Below are 16,399 nucleotides of genomic sequence, written 5' to 3'. Positions count from 1 at the left end.
CCGCTGTTCAAAGTGGGCAACGTTACGCTTGGTCAACTTGACCATGTCCGGGTTAACCGAAACATAGTCAATCCCGCTTTGAATCAAGAATTCGGTAAATTCTGGGTATTCGGATGGCGCCTGCCCACAAATCGACACGGTCTTGCCATCCTTGTGCGCCGTCTTGATCAAATGGCGAATCGCCCGCTTCACGGCTAAGTTCCGTTCGTCAAAGAGGTGGGCGACCGTATCATTGTTCCGGTCACACCCTAGGATCAACATCGATAAGTCGTTGGAGCCAATTGAGTACCCATCAATGTATTGGTTGAACTGGTCCGCCAAAATGATGTTGGATGGAATTTCGGCCATCATGTAGACCTTGAAATCAGCCCCCCGTTTCAAACCTTCCACCGCCATGATGTCAGTGACTTTCTTGGCTTCGTCAACCGTCCGAACAAATGGAATCATGACGTTCAGGTTCTTCAGGCCGAATTCATTGCGAACCTTCTTCACAGCCCCCAGTTCCAACTTAAAGGCTTCGATGTACTTCGGGTCATAGTAACGCGAAGCACCCCGCCAGCCCAGCAAGTCGGCTGGCTCTTGCGGTTCATACTTTTCCCCGCCTTCCAAATTGCGGTATTCACTGGACTTGAAATCAGACAGCCGCAAGACCATCGGCCGCGGCGCAATCGTCCGGGCGACCTTGGCAATCCCGTCCGCCAGCATGTTGACGACCTTGTCTGGTTCCCCCTTTTCAATCAGGTACAGCGGGTGGGCGTGAATGTAAGTCGTCCACAGGAATTCTTCGCGCATAAGCCCAATCCCATCGGCCGGCAGGTCGGCATACTTATCGATTAAATCCGGGTCCCCCAGGTTCATCATTACGTGAGTTGCCGTAGGCGGGAAGTATTCGGCCGCAACGGCAGCCCCCGCACTGGCCGTTGGGGTAGCTGGTTGCAAGCTGGCCGTAATATCACCCTGGTACACGATCCCATTTTTGGCGTCAACGGTAATCACCTCACCGGTCTTAACCGCTTCCGTCACGGCTTGGCCCTTACTCTTGGTTCCGACAATGCATGGGATCTGCATTTCCCGGGAGACAATGGCGGCGTGACAGGTCATCCCCCCGTTGTTGGTCACAATTGCCTTAGCCTTCTTCATCGCGGGTACCCAGTCCGGGGAAGTCATCAACGTTACTAAGACTTCGCCTTCCTTGAAGGTATCAATATCTTCAGGATTTTCGATCACGTGGGCGACTCCGGCCGCTAACCCTGGGCTGGCAGGCAAGCCCTTGACCAAGACCTTTGCATCCGTTGTTGCCATCGTCGTTTCCTCCTTTTTACCACCAGTTTGCTTGTTCTTTTGGGACCAGACCGTTTCCGGCCGGGCCTGGACGATCCAGAGCTTATCCGTCCGCTCATCCAGGGCAAATTCCATGTCCATGTAGCAGCCATAGTGGGCTTCGACTTGCTTGACGTAGCCTGCTAGTTCTTCGACTTGCGCATCCGTTAAGACCGGCTGAGCTTGTAATTCCGCTGGGACCGGCTCTTCTTTTACCCCACTGCCCGGCTTGCGGATCAACCGCACCGGCTTAGTGGTCAGGTCCCGCTCGACAATCTTTAAGCTGGCCTTGTCGACAACAAAGTGGTCTGGGGTCACCTTCCCCAACACAATATATTCACCCAGGCCATAGATCCCGTCAATCACAATCTTGGAATCATCCCCGTTGGTGACGTCCACAGAGAACATAATCCCGGCCGCCTTAGAGAAGACCATCATTTGCACGGCTGCTGACAGGGCCACTTTTTCATGCGGGTACCCCTGCTTTTGCCGGTAGTAGGTGGCCCGGTCGGTAAAGAGCGAGGCGTAACATTCTTGGACCTTCTTGACGACATCCTGGGCCCCTTTGATGTTCAGATAAGATTCTTGTTGGCCGGCAAAGGAGGCATCGGGTAAGTCCTCAGCGGTGGCACTAGAGCGAATCGCGACAAAGGGATCCGTTTCCCCCATCCGTTGCCCGAGCTGTTCATAAGCCGCTTCGATTTCCGCCGCCAAGTCGGCGGGCATGGTCGCATCGACAATAATTTGGCGAATCTGGCTACAAGTCGTATGCAAGGCATCCGAGTCTTCATAATCTGTCAAAGCCGCTAACAGGGCGTTGACTTGATCATTGATCCCGGTTTCTTGCATGAAGCGCCGGTAAGCTGCGGCCGTAGTCGCAAACCCAAACGGTACCGGAACGTCCATGACCGACGTCATTTCCCCTAAGGATGATGACTTTCCGCCGACCAAATCGACGTCCGCCCGCCGCAATTCGTCAAACCACAACACATTGGCGTTTTCGCGTTCAACCATGAAAAAGACCTCCTTTAAACCTGCCCCTGGCAAATCACTTGCCCCGGCAGCACCTTAATGATAGCGTTTACATGATTATTTTAATGACTTTAAGCTAGGATTTCAACGTCGGCAATTACCGTCCACAAAGCTTGAAGCTACAAAAAGTGCGGCCAATTAAATTTTCAGCATCTTTCATAAAATAATGGTAGCGGTACCATTAATATTAAGTATATAATCGAACACAAAAAGGGAGGTTTTATTTTTTATGTCAACAACATTCACCAACGCCAAAATTTTCCTCGGTACCGATGCGACCAGCTTCGCATCGGCCATGACGATTGACCATGGAAAGGTCAGCTGGATCGGTGACCAAGCGGACGTCACTGATCCGGCGGCAATTGATTTACACGGCCAAACGGTCTTGCCCGGCTTGATCGACTGTCACACCCACCCCAAGTACATCGCCGACGCCTTGCACGGGGTGGCTTGTACCCCACCCCACGTTAACAGCATTGCTGAACTGATCGCCGCTCTAAAAGCCTCGCCCGCCTATGGCCAGGGACCGGACGTTTGGATCGAAGGCTGGGGCTTTGACGAAACCAAATTAGCCGAACACCGGGCTCCGACCGTGGACAACCTGGATCAAGTCTCCACCACCCAACCGATCTTTTTGTATCGCTCGGATTGTCACTCCTCCGTCGGAAATTCCAAAGCCTTAGCCCTCGCCGGCATTGATGCCACGACCCCCGATCCGGTCGGTGGCAAGATTGAACGCTTTGCAGACGGCCGGCCAACCGGTTTTATGCGCGAAGTGGCGGCCACGCAACTGTTGATTCGCGCCAAGTCCGCCCAAAGCTACCAAACCGACGTTGCCAACCTGGCCCAATCTTCCCAGCACTACTTACAAAACGGGATCGTGGCCATCGGTGAAATGATGGGACGCCTGCACCCTTACGATTCCCTCCAGCTGTATCGTGATGCCAAGGCGGCGGGCTTCCAACCGCGGGCCTCACTGTATTACGTCTATGATGAGCTCAACGGTGAAGACCTGACCGCTGGGACCGACGACCAGTTGCGTATTGCCGGGATCAAAGTCTTCATGGACGGCTCGATTTCGGGCGAAACTGCCGATAATCAAGCGCCCTACCCCTCTGGCAAACGGGGCGTGTTATTGACGGACCGCGAAAAATTAGCCCAAGCCGTCGCCTACGCTAAAGATCATCACTTGCAAATCGCGATTCACGCCATGGGGGATGCGGCAATTCAATTGGTCATTGATACCACCAAAGACCTCACCCCGTGGCTGAGCGGAACCCCGTCTGTTCGCATTGAGCACGCTTCGCTTTTGAGTGACGCCATGCTGGCCCAAATTGACCAGGCCCAAATGACGTACGGCCTGGCCACCCAACCGATCTTCTTCTTTGCCGAAGACGAATCCTACCGGACCTATTTAAACACGCAGCAGTTCCGCTTGGCCTACCGCCTCAAGGCAATGATGCAGACCAAGGCCTTGACAGCGCTCAGTTCTGATGCCCCGTGCACCCCGTGGTACGAGCCAGACAGCCCCTTCTACAGTATTTACGCAGCCGTAACCCGGCGCGCAGCAAATGGGCAGGTGGTGAATGCTGACCAAGCCATTTCGGTTCCCGAAGCAGTCCTTGGCTATACTAAGTGGGCCGCCCAACTGGGCCAGTTTACCCATAACGGTAGCCTGAGCGTTGGCAAAGCAGCCGACTTTGTGATCCTAAGCGATGACATCTTTACCGTCCCACACGAAGCAATCAAAGACATCCGCGTCCAAGCAACTTGGCTAGCGGGCCAAGAAGTTTATCGCGCTGATTAGGCTTTAACCACCGGTGGCTGCCGGTGGTTTTTTGGTTCCGAACGTTTCGAGTGGGACGAAGTTTTTGCCCGTCAACCCCAGCCCACCCGAACAATGATGTGCAAAGTTTGACGGCGGTTTCACTTTACTCTAGCCGAATTTTCACAAAACAAAATTACAAATCGCTCGTCAATCGCGAACTTTTCGTCGCTTTATGTTTACATCATCCTATTTTTACGTATAATAAAGTCACGAATCAAGTTTTGGTTCGGCTTTTCACCAGAGATAGCGATAGAGAGAGAGGATTTATCAAGATGGCAAATGAATTTAACACCGTTGAAGAAGCCCTGACGACCTTGCAAAACGGTGGGTTCATCATTTTATCGGACAATGAAGATCGTGAAAATGAAGGGGACCTGGTCGCCCTGGCTGATCGGATCAGCCCCGAAACGGTCTACCAAATGTTAAAGGAAGCCAACGGTTTAATGTGCGTACCGTTGACAATCGAACGGGCTCACGCATTAGGCTTCACGAAGATGGTCGAAAACAGTACGGACCCGCACGATACGCCTTTCATGACCACTTGCGACGGGACGTTTGAAGCCACCGGCGTGACGACCGGGGTTTCTGCTTTTGATCGGGCAGCCACGATTCGCCAAATCGCCAAGCCAACGGCCACGGCCAGTGACTTTAACCACCCCGGCCACATCCAACCCCTCTACGCGCAAGACGGCGGGCTGCGCCAACGGATTGGGCACACCGAAGCTTCCGTTGACCTGGCTTACCTGGCAGGCGCTCAACCGGTTGCCGTCATCATTGAAGTCCTGAAGGAAGACGGTACGATGGCGCGGCGCGATGACCTGTTTAAGGTCGCTGACCGTTTGGACGTCCCTTACATCACGATCAACCAAATCTTGACTTACATGGACGAAAATGGGATTGCCGATGCCAAGGACGCCTTAGTCCAAGCAGCCGCTGAAGCCTAACCTATTAACAAATCAACACACGAAAAAGGCGAACCACCAACGATTGGTGATCCGCCTTTCTTTTTTTGCCCGTTTTTGAACACTTTCTAACGACTTCAATTATAGCAGTCTTCCCTGCCAATTTAAAGGGGTAATTAAATAAAGGTCAGATGGGGCGCGTCCTTAACTATCTTGTGATAATAAAATGTTTATGTTTTTGCTTGACGAAATTGGTATAGCGACCGTAAAGCTGTTATTGGGGCAGCTAGTTGTTTAACAATCTAACGGTCTAAAATATTTGACAGACACTCACTTCGGATTGTTAAGCAGCTGGTTTTTCTAACCAGTGAATTTCCACAGCCGAAAGGACCTTTTTCTTAATACATAGTGAAAGAAAAGTATCCGGCGTAAGTTGCTTTTGAACAAATGCAAGCCCAGGTTGCGAAGAATCAATGTGCCCAAAAACTGCTGGTTGGATGATAAATTCGCAAGTTTTTGGAGTAATAGTTAATCCCTTGCCACCCCACTTCAAATAGCTTTCTTTCAAAGACCAAATACGACTAAACACCCGCCAATATTGAATCGGATCAGTTTGATAACTAGCCAGTAACTGTTGTTCATTAACAGTTAAGGCTCTTTTAATGATGCTCTTCGGTAAGACTACTGCCGTTTCAACATCAATCCCAACCGGAACATCAGCAAAGGCACAAACCACGAGCCCATGGCAATGACTCAAATTAAAATGTACTTCCGGATACGCGGGTAAAAACGGCTTTCCACATTCGTTTACAGCTAGCATCGTTGACAAGATCTTTATTCCGTAAATATCTTGCAGTCCTTGCGCTAAAAGATTACGTCCGCAGAGGTGATCAGCTTCGTTGTTGCAAAATTTTTGCCAACTTCCATACACTTGTAGCATTAATGACCTCCCTAATGCTTCGCAATTTTTTCAATCAACCATTGTTGAAAGGAAGCTACTCCAATGCCAACATAAATAACCCCTACTACCATCGCAATACCAATTTCAAACGGCAAACTGCCTAGCTTCGTTACGGCTAAATTTCCCATCACAGTCAAACCAATCGCCCAACCACATAACCAGGCTGGCGTATAAATATAGCGTGGCAGGTTTTCGCCGCCGACAACTGCCATTCCCCCAAACACAAAGAGTACCAAGTAGAGTTCAACCTGTGGATTAAAATTGAGAATTGCCATTAACCATAGACTCAACACCGCCCACAAATCGCCAAGCAAAAAGCCATTGATCATTGGTAGAGCTTTTTGACGTTGATTCCCCGCAGCTACATACACTCCCGCACAAATCAAAGCCACGGCCCCCGGGCGAACCCCAAGCAATGGGGCCAATACCGCCCAAAGTGGGGGTAATAACGCAATTCCTAATGCCAAGCTGCCAATTTGAACCCATTTATTAGTTCTGGACTTTTCCATCCTTAATCACCACCTGATCCCAAGGAAAGCCCTGCCAAACCGGGACCCCGGTATATTGTTTCAAGGGTTCTTCACCGGTTAAAACCCGTAAAGCACCAGCCGCTAAAGCTTCCATTTCAAATTCACCGGGGTAAGCTGAAACTGGCGCAATAAAGGAACAAGCTTCGCTAATCCGAGCAATCAACTCTGGATTATATGCCATTCCCCCACCTAACAAGATACCATCAACTTGGCCTTTTAGGACCGTTGCCATGGCACCGATGCACTTTTCAATCTGGTAAAGCATCGCATCCCACAACATTTGAGCGTATTGATCACCAGTGTCCTTACGCCGAACTAATTCTTTCGTGTCCGAGATCCCCAGATGACTGACCAAGCCGCCCCGCCGAGTTAACAATTGTCGCATTTCTTGGGTGGTTGCATGCGTTTGATCCATATAATCCAAAATATTAGCCAATGATAAGCTCCCTGTCCGTGTTGGAGCCATGGGTCCTTCACCACCAACAATGTCAAACCCATCAATCATCCGCCCATGATGGTGTGCCGAAACAGAAATTCCCCCTCCAATGTGGCAGACAATCAAGTTCGTTTGCTCATAAGGCTGATGCAATACACTCTTACTATGCCGAATGGCCATTTCTTTAAGGTTTAATGCGTGTAAATGAACGGTCCGGTAAACATGTTTGAGTCCCGTCATCCGAGCTACGTCTTGCAACTCATCAACATCCGGTGGATTAACCACTAAAGCTTTGGCACCATGACCACCCGCTTTAGCTAGTTCAGCAGCCAGTTGCGATCCCAACGTGGCCGGGTGAATCACCCCATTGGCACAAGTCCGGGCATGTTCTAAGACCAAATCGGTCACCTCGTAAGTCCCCCCTGTCATCGCGATCAGGCCGCCACCCCGACCAACAAAGACATCAATATCTGCTAAAGCGATCCCATTTTCTTTTAGGAAGCTCATGATCATATCACGACGGTAAGGTAATTGATCAGCTAAGGTTGGATATTGCTCTAGTTCTGCAGCTTCATGTTGAATATTTTGGTAGCACAAACGCGTACCATTTTCAAAGACCGCAATCTTAGTTGACGTAGAACCTGGATTAATTACCAAAATTTGATAACGTTGCATGAAGAATCCCTCCTTGTGATAAAATAACAGGCCGCTTCAAATTTGAAGGGGCCTGTTAAAAATACGATCTACTTTTAATGAATGAAACTTTGTTAATTAATGACTAGCCCGGACTGCACTTAAAATGATATTACCCTTTAATTCAGAAACCGGGGCACTCCGTGAGCAATCACAGACCACATCGTTAAAGCCTTGCAAAATTGGTCCGTAAGCATTCGCATGGCCTACTTGTTGTAGGATCTTTACTCCAACGTTTCCAACGTTTAAGTCTGGCCAAATCAGAATATTCGCCTGCCCAGCGACCTTACTATCACGCTTAACTTTTTTCGCTGCAACAGTAGGTGAGACGGCAGTATCAAATTGAAATTCGCCGTCAATGGCTAAATCTGGCCGCCGCTTATTGGCAATTGCCACCGCACGGCTGACCTTATCGACCAATTCTCCTTGTCCACTGCCTAAAGTGGAATATGACAATAATGCGCAACGCGGAGGCCAATCTAACAGCGCCTGTACAGACTCGCACGCCGAAATTGCAATATCTGCCAATTGCTCATCAGTTGGGTTGGTACAGACTGCACTATCCCCCACTACCAATAATTCACCTTCACTTCCAGCAAAACCAGGAATTTCACAAATCCCGATACTAGAAATCGTACTGATGCCAGGTTGCATACCAACTACCATTTGGCCTGCTAAAAGGACATCTTCCGTTGTATACTCAATTCCAGCAAAGGTAACATCCGCGGCCCCTGCGGTTTGCATTACCATCGCATAGTACAATGGATCCGTCATCCGACGCCTTAATGCTTTTTCTTTCAGTAAGGTCTGTGGCAAGGCCACGTATTTTGCAATCAAGTCATCCCGCATCGTTTCATCAGCAAGATCAATAATCTGGAAAGCCGTGGACTCGTAACCAAGCTCGGCTAATTTGGCAGTAATGGCTTGTGGATCTCCAACCAGAATGGGGTGAATATAACCTTCCTTCCCTGTCTCAAAAGCCGCTTGCAACATTCGTTCATTGAGTGCCTCTGGAAAAGCAACCCGTTGGGGATTGGCCAACGCTTTTTCATAGATTTTACTCAGCACTTTGATCACCCTATTCCATCTCTGTTTCGATCAAATCTACTAAATCTCCAATCGTGGTACACTTGCTGGCATCCGCTAACATTAAAGAAACATCCAATTCATTTTCAATTTCGGCAACTAACGCAACCATCCAAACCGAAGCTGAATTTAAATCTTCCTTAAAGGTTGTTGCTAATGACAAATCATCCCGATTTTTTTTGTAAACTGTCGCGACCATATCCAATACTGCGCTTTCTAATTCCGTCTTAACCATTGTGAGTTCCTCCATTCTTTTGTTGTGACTTCATATAAACAATAACTGCAATAATTGATGAGACCCCGGCACTTAACGCACCATCAATTCCGGTCCCCATTACGTGACTGACTAAAGTGGTTGGTAAAGGTATCAAAAAGTAAGCCAAGACGCCCGGAACCACAAAACTGAGAATAATCCCTGGCAACGAATACTTGAACGCTTGCTTAAACATCTCAATCACGCTCCCCTCAGCCGTCATTCGTCAAGATCAAAGACTACGGTTTTAAAACCGCCTTCGCGTTGAAAAATTGCTGCATGACAGGGCAATGGCAATTTGGCTGCTAATTCAGCCTTATTTTTTCGACTTACACCACGGATAACGGCATTCAAAGTCGTCCCTTCTTTAAGTTCGACTTCCCCATAAGAAAATTTACCCAAGTTTTTATATTCTGGCTTAGATGATAACGGTGCTGGCAAGACTAAGGTCTTAACCATTGCTGCGCCATCGATTTCATACCATTCGGTCTCATAGCTGCCACAGCTATTGCAAGCATAAACTGGTGGAAATTCAACATGACCACACTGAGGACACTTCCGTCCCAAAATTTTGCCTTCTTCTAACCCGTCATAAAACTTATTGACGACTTTCTCCAATTTAATGGTCATTTTAATTTGCCCCCTTTTCATCCATCGTCCGAATGATCACAGCAGCCACATTTTGCGCCCCACCGTAGCCACGCAGCATGGTCGTCTTTGGAATCTTCTTCACTTCACGCTCACCACATTCGTTCCACATCTGCTTACATGCTTCATATACATCCGCTAAGCCAGACGCCGCGTGCGCATGACCAAAGGAAGTCCGTCCCCCATTAGTATTGATCGGCTTATCGCCATCCCAAGCAGTCCGGCCTTCACAAATGTATTTCCAGCCTTCGCCTTCTGGCAAATAACCTGCAATTTCTGCGGAAACTAAGTGGGAGGTAATAATAAAGTCATTGGCAAAGAAGAGATCTAAGTCGTCGCCGGATAAACCAGTTAACTCATACGCTTCTTTAACGGCTTGTTGAGTAGCTCGCACTTCAAAATGCGGCGTCGTTGCTTCACAAGCGGCACTCCCAATCCCTAAAATTTCGATTGGTTGGTGCTTCAGATGCTTAGCAATTTCTGGAATCTTTTCCGTTGCACATACAATTGCGGCTGCGGCACCGTCACATTTTAATTCCAATCCACCAGCCCGTAAGTACTCACCCATTCGTGGGTTATACGGAGAATTCATATACTCATCAAGGGGCATTCCTGCTTCTTCGGCCAAAGATTCATAGGTTCGCCGCTCAATGGCTAATGGATTCTTTGACGCATTCCGCCGATTATTGATACACATCCAGTTCAAAGTATCGTTCATTTGTTGATCCGTTAACCCCCGGGTCCGCACGTACCATTCCGCAGCATCATCATAGATTAACTCTTGCCCTGCCATTAAACTCCGCGTATAGGTCCGATCATATAACCAAGCCGTGGTATGCAAGAATTTTTCCATGGTCATCTTATCCCGCTTGTAAGGATGCTTTGGCGTTTCAACGTTGTCAGCCGGATGCGGCGTACTATCGCCAAATTCAACGGCCCCGGTTAAAACGCAATCATATTTTCCCGATGCCACTGCATTGGCTGCTTGTTCCAAAGCTAGATAACCAGTACAACAAGCTTCTGAGTGGTGGATAGAACCTTTCCCCTTCATGCCGAACCAATTGGCAATTTGGACATTTGGGGTCAAATAATTCGAACCATTTAAAGGACTTGCGCAACCATGGAAATAAAAATCTACGTCTTGGGGGTTAACCCCTGCGTCTTCCATCGCCTTTAGCGCTGCATACCCGTACATTTCCCCTTCAGTCAAACCATTAGTTTCTTCATGATCGACTGTATACATAAACGGCGTACATCCGACCCCGATAATCGAGACACTGCGCTGATAATTTCCGAGTTTAACCATTTCGACCACCCTTCCGTTTAAGTTGCTTTTGCATTTGATGTCTTTATCATATACAATTAAAGCGCTTACATCATTGTGCAATCGAACAATTTGTTAACTATCACACAATTACCCATTAGTAATAAGATTTTAAAAAGGAGGCGGTCCTATCGAAGCCGAAACTTTGATCAAAAGACTGCTAAAGAAACTTCCTAACGCTAAAGTTTGGGGTACCCTAAAGAAAAATTTAACAGTCTTAGATCTCCGTTTGTTACCGTCAGATCAATTTGTGCTTTTACCCAACACCGTTTATCTCACATCAACAAAAAATTTGCCAAAACCTCCCCAACTAACTCCAACCATCATCTTTTGCTATGGGCCAGCCATTAATTTCGCTGCTTATGGTCAAGTAAATGCCCAAATTATCTACTGCCCGCACCTTTCACAGGTGCAACTCTTTAATCTTCTTTCTGATATTCTTATGGCCGATGTTCGTTTAAACCAACAGCGAATTGCGTTGAATTCAGTCCTTTTTGCCAATCAAGGCCTCCAAGCGCTAATTGATTTTGCCGCGCAACTTTTTAACAATCCCGTTGCCGTAATTGACTTACAATACAAGCATCTGGCCACTTCTGCCGATTTTACCGCGCAATCATCCCAATCGCAGTATATTGATGCGCCTGGTATCCACTACATTCATAAAAGCCACCTTACTGAGCGAATTCGAAATCACTCCACCCCCATCCAGTTTTTCAACGACCACTTACAAACTGAGGTTATGGTCAGTGCCGTCAAAATTGATAACATTGAAGTCGCCCATTTGATCGTAACCCAGACCAATCAAGCCTTCCGCGCAACTGATTTAGAGCTTCTAGCTTACCTCGCCCAATTAGTCGCTAATGAATTACAAAAAGATGCAGTCTTTGCTAATAATAAAGGCGTCATGTATTCGTATTTTCTCGCTGATCTTCTCTCTGGTACTTCTACTAACACCCAAGATTTTACGGAATTCTTAGCTAAGCAAGGATTTTTATTGAAGCCTAATCTTTATGTAATGGTAATTCCTTCCGGCGCCTATAATAATTCTTCGCTTTCTTTAAATGTCATCGCTACTACTATCCATAAACTTCTAGCAGGGAGCATTTTTGCCGTTTACAAAAATTCGATTGTTTTCTTAATTTCGAAAGAAGCCTACCATGAATTAAGCGACTATGAGTTGGCTAATCTAAAACAATTTCTGACAGCTCAACACTTAAAAGCTGGCATCAGCAATTTCTTTACTCATTTGGAAAACACCCCCATCTTCTACCGTCAAGCCGTGACTGCAGTACGTTTAGGCCAAAACCTCCACGACCCTGCTGTCCTTTTTTACTATAAGGACTACTATATTTTCCAAATTCTCGAACTGCTCAAAAAAGAGAGCGGCAAGCTCGAATACTTAATTCATCCAGGCGTCATGTTAGTATACAAATATGACTTAGAAAACCAAACTGATTTATTAACTACGTTGCGAGAATTCTTAGCTCACCCTGGTCAACCCAAGATTATCGCCGACCATCTTCATATCCACAAAAACACCCTGCTTTATCGACTCAAAAAGATTAAGCAGATCACCAATTGTGATTTCACCAGTGGACAAGATTATATGAACTGTAATTTTTCCCTGCGAATCATGATGTATTTGGGAATGTTGCCAGAACTTTCATCAAATGATTCTAAATTTCTCTAAAAAAGTCCCCCAACGCCGTTCAAACGTTGAGGGACTTGCTATTGCTACTTTAATTTTGGTGGAATAAATCCCGGGTATAGACCTTATCGATCACGTCTGCCAATTCTTCATGATACCGATTAGCGACAATCAAAGCACTCTGCGCCTTAAACTTAGCTAAATCATTTTCCACTGGACTGCCAAAGAAGGTGGTCTTACTTGGCAAGGTTGGTTCGTAGATTACCAAGCGCACTCCCTTAGCCTTTAGGCGTTTCATCACCCCTTGAATGGCGGACTCGCGGAAATTATCCGAATCCGTCTTCATCGTGAGCCGATAAATGCCAATCGTGACCGGCTTTTCGTGGGCCTGATCATACTGCACACTAGCCGAGTAGTCATAGTAACCAACCCGCTGGAGAATCTGATCGGCAATGAAGTCCTTCCGGGTCCGATTCGCCGCCACAATCGCGGAAATCATTTCTTCTGGAACCTGATCGTAATTAGCCAACAATTGCTTCGTATCCTTTGGCAAGCAATAACCCCCGTAGCCAAAAGAAGGATTGTTGTAATGGCTGCCAATCCGCGGATCCAGCCCCACTCCTTCAATAATCTTTTGCGCCGCTAAATGCCGCGTAGCCGCATAGGTATCCAATTCATTAAAGTAAGCCACCCGCAAGGCAAGGTACGTATTGGCGAATAACTTGACGGCTTCGGCCTCGGTCGGTGGCATCAATAAGGTTGGCACGTCCGGCGCTAGTGCCCCTTCTTGCAACAAGGCCGCAAAATGTTGCGCAGCGACTTGCTCATCTTCATTAGCTGAAGTGGCTGAAACAATAATCCGGCTCGGGTATAAATTATCGTATAAGGCCTTGGACTCCCGTAAGAACTCTGGGCTAAATAAAATCCGGTTTGTGTGGTAGCGTTCCCGCATTTCCGCGGTAAAGCCAACGGGAACCGTCGACTTAATCACCAGCCAGGCCGTGGCATTAACAGCCAAGACTTGTTCGATCACGCTGGTGACCGCGCCGGTATCAAAGTAATTCTGCTGGGGATCGTAATTCGTCGGGGTAGCTATAATGACATAATCTGCATCCTGATAGGCTGCCGCAGCGTCCAACGTCGCCGTCAACTGAAGGGGCTTCTCCCGTAGGTAACGCTCTAGGTATTCATCCTGAAGTGGGGACTGCCGACGGTTGATTTGCGCCACTTTTTCGGCAATAATATCAACCGCCGTTACTTGGTGGTGTTGCGCTAATAAAACGGCCAGTGATAAGCCTACGTAACCCGTGCCGGCCACAGCAATTTTTAACGGTGCGCTTTTTTCCATTACCGATTCCCCCTCAAGCTACTGATAATGCAATAAATAATTTGTTTAAGTATACGCTTTTTCGAGAGCGGTTTCAAAGTTATCCATCTCAACCATAAAAGCCCCGCCCTCTTCAGCCAATCAGCTAAAAGAAGGCAGGGCTTATCACATCAATCTTCCTTACCTAGCCCGCAATCGCCATTTGATAGTAGCGTTGGACCTCAGCTTCTGAAATTTGACGAGATTGGGCTACTAAGCGGACAATTTGGGCTTTAGCCAGACCATCATCTTTCATCGCCCGAATCATCTTTAACGTCGTCTCATTAGTTCCTTGCATAACTCCCTGCTCAATGCCTTGTGCAATTCCCTTTTCAATTCGATACTCAATATCTTGTTCCCGTAAATTAATTTTCATCGCCTCGTCCCTCCATTCACTATTCATTTTAGCTTTAGCTTGCATCTGTTCTAATTTTAAAATAAACGGGTCATTGGGAGCAACTTTCCCCGTTTCGATAAACTTGCATAAGCGCTGTAAGGCCGGATTCACCTGAGCAGTTGGGGCCGTAACGTCAAGATAAATAAAATTTAAAAGACGGTCCGGCTGATGCTCTCCCGCCATAATCCGGCATCGTTCGAACTGGTGTTGATAGCCCAGTGGATCGTGGATCAAAGCGCGTAAAGAAAATCACATAAATCGGCTTTAAATCTCGGTATTTAACCCCCTGATCCAATTGATTATTGACCATCCCAGCAAAATAGGCCAAGGAGCGCTGAATTAAATTATGCTCATTAGCTATTTGCATCTCAACGTTGAATTGGTTGCCCGCTTGATCCTCAGCAAAAATAAATTCCTTACTTTGCCAAGTTGCTTTTAAGTGCCACTGAGCAACGACCTGGCAAATTTTGACAATCCCTAGTTCTGGCAAGACTCGCTGCAAAGTTGGCAACAAAGCGGCCTTCTGCTGCATCACTCGAAAAAATAAGTAATCATTACTGAGCGTGGCTTGCTCAAATTTTTGTAGAGCGGCCACCTTTTCCGCGGCCGTATAGCGACGTTTACGACGTGGCTTCCCCATCATAATCCCCCTTTTTTCACATTTGAGTGGAAATTCCCCCTCACTTATATATACGCGAAAAAAGGCGATTTATTACTTTTCTTCTTTTACTAATTTTCACCGCCGGGACAGCCGTTTCCCCGCTTCATCCAACAGGGCGTGGAATTCCTTGGCTTCAGCGGCCGTCAACGGAAAATCGGCCATGGCGGCCGCCCATAAGGACTGGTAAGTCATAGTCAGCCCCCAGTGGGCGGCGACCACCCGCCGTGCGTAATTATCAGCTACCATCACTGCCCGGTCAAACAAATAGACCAGCATCACATCCGCCGTCTCAAAGCCGACCCCTTTAATCGCCAACAGGTGCTTGCGCAATGCCGGCGTCGCCCAAGTCCGCAGCGCGGGATACTCGTCGCGATACATCGTCAAAACATTCCGAATTGCGCGAGCCTTATTGCGGTAAAAACCACTTGGCCGGATCAAGGCCTGCAATTCGGCTTCCGGCAGCCCTAAAATCGTTGCTAAATCAAAATTCGTCGCTTGGCGCAAGTTTGCTAGGGATTGATCCACATTTTGCCAATTGGTATTTTGGACCAGAATCATCCCACATAACATCTCGACGTCATTATCAGCCGGCCACCAGCCCTGGGGTCCCAATTCTGCCCGCAGGGTTTGGTACAGTTGCTTAAAATCGTTCCTGGTTAGTTCCATTGCTCTTCCCCTATTCGTAACCTTATTTTACTGAAGGGCACAGAAAAAGCCGAGCATTTCAGCTCGGCCGACCTTACTGTTCTAACTTTTTCAAATCATGGACGTATTCCCGGGTTGCTTCATTGGACAACTGGGCAACTTCAATATGGAGGTTTTTTTCGTAGGTCCACCAGTCAGTCACTTGATACATTTGATCATGCGCTTGTATGTGCGCAGTCACGGTAGCTTGGGTTAAGCTCGCTTGCTGTGCCGGTGTCAGTTGGGTTAAGTCCACAATGTATTCAAAAACTAAGACCCCTTTGCCCCACACGTCGGCCACTAATTGCGACGTTGTCGGGGCGTGTTGGCCAACTAAATTTCGCAGAATCGGCAGGACCACCGCATCGGTGCTTGCGGCCGCTTGTCGTTGCACCATCAACGTGGCACGCTTGACTAACAGCCGGTGAATCACCTGATACAAACCCGCCACCACTAAAAAGGCAATCAGCACGGTCAAAATTAATTGCATCCCCGCCACCCCATTTCTTGCTTTTTCTTTATGATACCACGCTTTGGACGGATTGGGGACGACTTTAACGGTGAAGTGTGCTAGAATAGATTAGTATTTGACAAAATTAAAATTAGCGCGGCCCTAAATATCTTGGCCAC

17 protein-coding genes are annotated in these 16,399 nt (G+C 47.7%); 3 read left to right on the top strand and 14 right to left on the bottom strand.

The annotated features are described in order from the left end of the window. Positions 1-2,334: phosphoenolpyruvate synthase (gene ppsA, locus BN54_RS00405; protein ID WP_019205142.1), on the bottom strand; the 2,334-nt coding region annotated here is incomplete at its 3' end. A 247-nt stretch (positions 2,335-2,581) separates the two neighbouring features. On the opposite strand from ppsA, the gene BN54_RS00400 reads away from it, so the two are divergent. Both BN54_RS00400 and ribB read left to right on the top strand, forming a co-directional pair. Further along, complete coding sequence (locus tag BN54_RS00400; RefSeq protein ID WP_019205141.1) at positions 2,582-4,159, top strand: amidohydrolase; 1,578 nt, start codon at positions 2,582-2,584, stop codon at positions 4,157-4,159. A gap of 293 nt (positions 4,160-4,452) precedes the next feature. After that, on the top strand, positions 4,453-5,124 hold the full coding sequence (ribB, locus tag BN54_RS00395; RefSeq protein ID WP_019205140.1) for a 3,4-dihydroxy-2-butanone-4-phosphate synthase: 672 nt from the start codon (positions 4,453-4,455) through the stop codon (positions 5,122-5,124). 301 nt (positions 5,125-5,425) lie between these two features. Here the strand turns inward: ribB and BN54_RS00390 are convergent, their stop codons facing one another. From BN54_RS00390 to BN54_RS00355, 8 genes are all read right to left on the bottom strand, one after another. After that, positions 5,426-6,022 carry a 4'-phosphopantetheinyl transferase family protein gene (locus BN54_RS00390; protein WP_019205139.1) on the bottom strand — a complete coding sequence of 199 codons (597 nt, stop codon included), beginning with the start codon at positions 6,020-6,022 and terminating at the stop codon, positions 5,426-5,428. 11 nt (positions 6,023-6,033) lie between these two features. Continuing rightward, positions 6,034-6,552 (bottom strand): DUF1097 domain-containing protein, encoded by a 519-nt coding sequence (locus BN54_RS00385; RefSeq protein WP_019205138.1) that lies wholly within the window; start codon positions 6,550-6,552, stop codon positions 6,034-6,036. Beyond that, positions 6,533-7,684, bottom strand: a complete 1,152-nt coding sequence (gene buk / locus BN54_RS00380; RefSeq protein WP_019205137.1) for a butyrate kinase — start codon at positions 7,682-7,684, stop codon at positions 6,533-6,535. The genes BN54_RS00385 and buk overlap by 20 nt, the downstream gene beginning before the upstream one ends. A gap of 96 nt (positions 7,685-7,780) precedes the next feature. After that, on the bottom strand, positions 7,781-8,770 hold the full coding sequence (locus BN54_RS00375; RefSeq protein WP_235720474.1) for a phosphate acyltransferase: 990 nt from the start codon (positions 8,768-8,770) through the stop codon (positions 7,781-7,783). A gap of 10 nt (positions 8,771-8,780) precedes the next feature. Further along, entirely contained in the window at positions 8,781-9,023 is a 243-nt protein-coding gene (locus BN54_RS00370; protein WP_019205135.1) for an acyl carrier protein, read from the bottom strand. Beyond that, a complete protein-coding gene (locus BN54_RS00365) occupies positions 9,016-9,237 on the bottom strand; it encodes a hypothetical protein (protein ID WP_155818186.1) in 222 nt (73 codons plus the stop codon). The genes BN54_RS00370 and BN54_RS00365 overlap by 8 nt, the downstream gene beginning before the upstream one ends. Positions 9,238-9,260: 23 nt before the next feature. Next, positions 9,261-9,671 (bottom strand): Zn-ribbon domain-containing OB-fold protein, encoded by a 411-nt coding sequence (locus tag BN54_RS00360; protein WP_019205133.1) that lies wholly within the window; start codon positions 9,669-9,671, stop codon positions 9,261-9,263. A 1-nt stretch (position 9,672) separates the two neighbouring features. After that, positions 9,673-10,995, bottom strand: a complete 1,323-nt coding sequence (locus tag BN54_RS00355; protein WP_019205132.1) for a thiolase family protein — start codon at positions 10,993-10,995, stop codon at positions 9,673-9,675. A gap of 163 nt (positions 10,996-11,158) precedes the next feature. Here BN54_RS00355 and BN54_RS00350 point away from each other — a divergent pair, with 163 nt between their 5' ends. Then, positions 11,159-12,703, top strand: a complete 1,545-nt coding sequence (locus BN54_RS00350) for a PucR family transcriptional regulator (protein ID WP_019205131.1) — start codon at positions 11,159-11,161, stop codon at positions 12,701-12,703. A 49-nt stretch (positions 12,704-12,752) separates the two neighbouring features. Here BN54_RS00350 and BN54_RS00345 read toward each other — a convergent pair whose 3' ends face one another. From BN54_RS00345 to BN54_RS00325, 5 genes are all read right to left on the bottom strand, one after another. Next, positions 12,753-14,009, bottom strand: a complete 1,257-nt coding sequence (locus BN54_RS00345; protein WP_019205130.1) for a nucleotide sugar dehydrogenase — start codon at positions 14,007-14,009, stop codon at positions 12,753-12,755. 163 nt (positions 14,010-14,172) lie between these two features. Next, positions 14,173-14,403, bottom strand: coding sequence for a hypothetical protein (locus tag BN54_RS00340; protein ID WP_019205129.1), 231 nt, complete (start codon positions 14,401-14,403; stop codon positions 14,173-14,175). Positions 14,404-14,557: 154 nt separating this feature from the next. Then, on the bottom strand, positions 14,558-15,064 hold the full coding sequence (locus BN54_RS00335) for an Rpn family recombination-promoting nuclease/putative transposase (RefSeq protein ID WP_019205128.1): 507 nt from the start codon (positions 15,062-15,064) through the stop codon (positions 14,558-14,560). A gap of 96 nt (positions 15,065-15,160) precedes the next feature. Then, entirely contained in the window at positions 15,161-15,751 is a 591-nt protein-coding gene (locus BN54_RS00330) for an endonuclease III domain-containing protein (RefSeq protein ID WP_019205127.1), read from the bottom strand. Between the two features lie 73 nt (positions 15,752-15,824). Continuing rightward, positions 15,825-16,259: a hypothetical protein gene (locus BN54_RS00325; protein WP_040469760.1), complete on the bottom strand. Its 435-nt coding sequence runs from the start codon at positions 16,257-16,259 to the stop codon at positions 15,825-15,827. Positions 16,260-16,399 lie beyond the last annotated feature (140 nt).

Origin of the sequence: Limosilactobacillus ingluviei str. Autruche 4 (assembly GCF_000312405.1) — a bacterium.
In the GTDB taxonomy this organism is placed as follows: domain Bacteria; phylum Bacillota; class Bacilli; order Lactobacillales; family Lactobacillaceae; genus Limosilactobacillus; species Limosilactobacillus ingluviei.
This window is presented reverse-complemented; position numbering and strand designations above follow the sequence as displayed.